We start from the raw sequence: 4,066 nt of genomic DNA on the forward strand, positions 1-4,066 counted from the left end.
CCCGCCTGTGAATCTGCCTGCGTGCCTGCCGGAGCATTCGCCTGCTGTCCGCCGCCGAACACGCTGCCCAGAAGATCGCCGAGACCGCCGCCGGATGCGGCCTGATCCGGCGCATTCACCTGAGGCTGTTCATTATCATCGGATTTACCGCTGAACATACGACCAACGAGCAATGCACCAAGTGCAATCAGAACCGGTTTGGTCAGACTGCCGCCCGGTACCGGTTCATTATTTGAAGAGTCACCACCAAAAAGGCCCATTTTATACTTCCTCCAAACCTGCTGAAATGCCGGATACTTAGCAGCATCGCGCAAAAATATTTACTTGGCAAGATTGTCACTTGCCAAGCATGTAATGATATGGGAGCGTTTTACCGAGTTTCCAGAGCCAGCCTCATGAATTTGCCAGCACGTGAATTTAATTGATGGTCTGCGTTCCGGTTTCTTTGATTTTCGCATTCTTGCAGCGCCGGATGTGATCTGTCTCTGTAAAATGCTTTTTGCGAAACGGAGAACATACAATGTCAGTTATCAGCTGGATTATTCTCGGTCTCATTGCCGGTTTTATCGGCAGCAAAATCGTCAACAAAAGCGGTCAGGGTATGCTGATGGATATTGTCCTCGGCATTGTCGGCGCGGTTATCGGCGGTGTTATTTTCAATTTCTTCGGTGCGGCGGGTGTTACCGGCCTGAATATTTACAGCCTGATTGTTTCGGTAATCGGCGCAGTGGTCGTGCTGTTCCTTTATCACGCAATTAGCGGCCAGAGGCAGCTAAGATAAACATAAACAGGTACGAACATGCATTGGGTTGAGCCATATATCGCCGCTTATGGCTCAATCGCTCTGTTTATCATCATTTATTTTGAAAGTTTCGGTGCGCCGGTACCGGGAGAGACATTGCTTATTGCTGCATCCCTGCTGGCTCAGCAAGGCGAACTGTCTTTACCGGTTATGTTACTCGCGGTGTTTCTCGGCGCGATACTGGGCGACAGCACAGGCTATCTGATCGGCCATTTTGGCGGGCGGAAAATTCTGATCCGCTTCGGCCCCTATATCAAGCTGACACCGGAACGGCTGGAGCAATTCGAAAAACTGTTTGAAAAATACGGCAGCGGCATTGTCATCACTGCACGCTTCTTTGCTATTTTGCGCCAGTTAAACGGTATCATGGCCGGTGCTTTAAAAATGCACTGGCTGAAATTTGTCTCCGCCAATATTATCGGCGCGGCACTCTGGACTTTAGTCTGGGGCGCAGGCCCCTATTATTTCAGCGCCTTGTTTAAAAGATTACTTTAGAGGCTGATTTATAACCGGCTGTATCATCGGCGTACAAAAAAGCCCCGACATTGCGGGGCTTTTTCAATTCATTGCCAGATAATCACTCAGGATCAAGCGGTTCGGTGCCGGTTGGCTGACCGTCGCGGCTGAGTTTGATTTTCTCGACTTTATCTTCTGCTGACTGCAGCAGTTTTTCGCAATGATTTTTCAGCGCTTCACCGCGTTCATAAATCAGGATCGATTTTTCCAAAGGCACATCACCGCGTTCCAGATCATCGACAATTGTTTCCAGCTGCTTGAGCGCCTGTTCGAAGCTCATCACTGCAATATCATCATTGGAAGCTTGTCCGGTGGTGTTCGGCTCGGTCATAATTTATCCTTTCATTAAACGCGTAATATGCGCTGCGGCGGAAAAGGACAAGCCCTGTAAATCATATCCGCCTTCAAGAAAACTGATCAGCCGGTTATTACAAAACCGGTCGGCGCGCTCCATCACCTGCCCTGTCACCCAATCATAATCTGTTTCGGTCAAATTAAGTTGAGCCAATGGGTCAAGATAATGACCATCAAAGCCCGCTGAAATCAAGATCAGATCAGGGCGAAAATTGTCCAATGCCGGTAAAATACGGGAAGTAAAGGCTTCGCGAAACTCCCGACTGCCACTGTCAGCAAGCAAAGGCGCATTAACGATATTACCGACACCGGTCTCCTTGACCAAACCAGTACCCGGATAAATCTGCGCCTGATGCGTTGAACAGAACAGTACATTCTTATCCGCAGCGAAAATGTCCTGCGTGCCGTTACCGTGATGCACATCCCAATCGATGATCGCTACGCGCTCCGCTCCAAAATGGCTCTGCGCATAACGGGCAGCTATCGCGGCCGTATTGGTGATGCAGAAACCCATCGCCGTATCGGCCGTCGCATGATGACCTGGCGGACGGGCAGCAATAAAGATATTATCCGCTTGCCCGTTAAATACATCTTCGACCGCAGCAAGGGCAGAGCCGGTTGCCGCCAGCACGGCATGCCAGCTTTGCGGACTGACATAGGTGTCCTGTCCGACATTCACAATCGGTTGTGCCATGCCGGAAGCAACTTGTTCTTCATCAAGCGGATCGGGAATCTGTGCTTTGATTTGCTTCAGGTAAGAGGCCGGATGCACAAGCTCCAACGCCTGCTCATCGGCAACAGGTGCCTCCACCTGATCCAGCGCATAATAATCATAGCCTTCCAGAACGCTGAATAAAGCCCGCAACCGATCCGGACGCTCAGGATGCCCCACCGGCGTCAGATGCTCAAGAAAGACCGGATGCGAGTAAAGTCTGGTTGCCATAATATCCTGTATCTGCCTGCTCAGAGCATAATTTCTTAAATTTGAATCAGTTTAAGGTAAAATTATGCTCGCATTTTAAAGCGTTAGGGCGAGTTTTGTGCGCCCAACGGGGCGCACGGCGCTCTAATCAGGCAGAATAAAGTTACAAGATTTCAGTTTTAAGAATAGTAATACCGAAACCTTCCAATCCGACATAATGGCGCTCTTTGGAAGCCAGCAGGCGGATGGAACTGATGCCGAGATCTTTCAGAATCTGCGCACCAAGACCGATCTGGCGCCATTCTTCCTCACGCGCCTGTGCTTCTTTGTGCTCTTCCCTGTCATGATTTTCCGCACGGCGGCGCGACTTGTCATTTTTACCGACGCCGACAGACCCTTCACGCAAGTACACCAGCACCCCGCGCTTTTCCGCAGCCATTCGCTTCAGCACCGCATCAAGACCGGAACCGGCACCGAATGTATCCGCCAGCACATCTTCCCGATGCAGACGCACCGGCACATCTTCACCGTCACGGATATCACCGAAAACCAGAGCTACATGTTGCATCGGCTCCCACGGCAACTGATAGGTGAATGCGCAGGCGTGCCCCGCCGGTGTGTCCACTTCGGTCTCGCCCATGCGCACAATCAGCGTTTCCTTGCGCTGGCGATAGGCGATCAGATCAGCCACGGTAATGCGGTGCAATCCGTGTGTTTCCGCGAATTCCGTTACCTGAGGGCCGCGCATCACAGAACCATCATCATTGACCAGTTCGCAGATCACCCCAACGGGCGGCAGATTGGCCAGCTTGCACAAATCGACTGCCGCTTCCGTATGACCGGAACGCATCAGCACACCGCCTTCACGCGCCACCAGCGGGAAAATATGCCCCGGACGCACGAAGTCCGCGGGGCCAGCATTCGGGTTCGCCAGATTGCGCACAGTCAGCGTGCGGTCATCTGCCGAAATACCGGTTGTCGTGCCGTGTTTATAGTCAACGGTAATGGTGAAGGCAGTAGAATGCGGTGCATCATTTTCCGCCACCATTGCCGTCAGATTGAGGCGTTTGGCCTCCTCTTTCGGCATAGGTGTGCAGACGATGCCGGAAGTATGGCGCACGATGAATGCCATTTTCTCCGCTGTACAATGGACAGCGGCGACAATCAGATCGCCTTCATTTTCACGCCCGTCATCGTCCATAACAACAACGATTTCACCGCGTTCAAAAGCACGGAGTGCATCAACAACCTGTTTCTGATTATAGCTCATGCTTCACTCCGTCATCTTTCAAAGAACATCACATATAACTGCTCTGGCCGCACCGAATTGAGACGCGGCCAGCTTGGAGCATATTTTCATACGCGACCGGTCTGGTCCCATGGTTATCAGACGCGGCCAGTCTGGCCCCATGGCTATCAGACGCGGCCAGTCTGGCCCCATGGTTATCAGACGCGGCCAGTCTGGCCGCGGT

Annotated in this window: 6 protein-coding genes and 1 pseudogene; 2 read left to right on the forward strand and 5 right to left on the reverse strand. The window is 51.9% G+C overall.

Annotated features, from left to right (window positions below; genetic code table 11):
* A pseudogene (locus A918_RS0104920) lies at nt 1-260 on the reverse strand (hypothetical protein); the annotation flags it as partial.
* Between the two features lie 260 nt (nt 261-520).
* On the opposite strand from A918_RS0104920, the gene A918_RS0104925 reads away from it, so the two are divergent.
* Both A918_RS0104925 and A918_RS0104930 read left to right on the forward strand, forming a co-directional pair.
* Nucleotides 521-781 (forward strand): GlsB/YeaQ/YmgE family stress response membrane protein, encoded by a 261-nt coding sequence (locus tag A918_RS0104925; RefSeq protein ID WP_022709973.1) that lies wholly within the window; start codon nt 521-523, stop codon nt 779-781.
* 18 nt (nt 782-799) lie between these two features.
* Nucleotides 800-1,297: a DedA family protein gene (locus A918_RS0104930; protein WP_022709974.1), complete on the forward strand. Its 498-nt coding sequence runs from the start codon at nt 800-802 to the stop codon at nt 1,295-1,297.
* A gap of 82 nt (nt 1,298-1,379) precedes the next feature.
* Here the strand turns inward: A918_RS0104930 and A918_RS0104935 are convergent, their stop codons facing one another.
* The 4 genes from A918_RS0104935 to A918_RS22180 form a co-directional block, all read right to left on the reverse strand.
* Nucleotides 1,380-1,649: an exodeoxyribonuclease VII small subunit gene (locus A918_RS0104935; RefSeq protein WP_022709975.1), complete on the reverse strand. Its 270-nt coding sequence runs from the start codon at nt 1,647-1,649 to the stop codon at nt 1,380-1,382.
* Nucleotides 1,650-1,652: 3 nt separating this feature from the next.
* Nucleotides 1,653-2,615 (reverse strand): histone deacetylase family protein, encoded by a 963-nt coding sequence (locus tag A918_RS0104940; RefSeq protein ID WP_022709976.1) that lies wholly within the window; start codon nt 2,613-2,615, stop codon nt 1,653-1,655.
* Between the two features lie 142 nt (nt 2,616-2,757).
* Entirely contained in the window at nt 2,758-3,864 is a 1,107-nt protein-coding gene (gene ribB, locus A918_RS0104945) for a 3,4-dihydroxy-2-butanone-4-phosphate synthase (protein ID WP_022709977.1), read from the reverse strand.
* A gap of 18 nt (nt 3,865-3,882) precedes the next feature.
* Nucleotides 3,883-4,066 (reverse strand): hypothetical protein (locus tag A918_RS22180; RefSeq protein WP_210162322.1); only part of this gene is annotated, 184 nt, incomplete at its 5' end.

This window comes from Pseudochrobactrum sp. AO18b, assembly GCF_000409565.1.
Classification (GTDB): domain Bacteria; phylum Pseudomonadota; class Alphaproteobacteria; order Rhizobiales; family Rhizobiaceae; genus Pseudochrobactrum; species Pseudochrobactrum saccharolyticum.

Excerpts from the sequence above, each read along its gene's own strand:
- A918_RS0104925 (WP_022709973.1), top strand. The coding sequence starts at position 521 with ATGTCAGTTATCAGCTGGATTATTCTCGGTCTCATTGCCGGTTTTATC.
- A918_RS0104930 (WP_022709974.1), top strand. The coding sequence starts at position 800 with ATGCATTGGGTTGAGCCATATATCGCCGCTTATGGCTCAATCGCTCTG.
- A918_RS0104935 (WP_022709975.1), bottom strand. The coding sequence starts at position 1,649 with ATGACCGAGCCGAACACCACCGGACAAGCTTCCAATGATGATATTGCA.
- A918_RS0104940 (WP_022709976.1), bottom strand. The coding sequence starts at position 2,615 with ATGGCAACCAGACTTTACTCGCATCCGGTCTTTCTTGAGCATCTGACG.
- ribB (WP_022709977.1), bottom strand. The coding sequence starts at position 3,864 with ATGAGCTATAATCAGAAACAGGTTGTTGATGCACTCCGTGCTTTTGAA.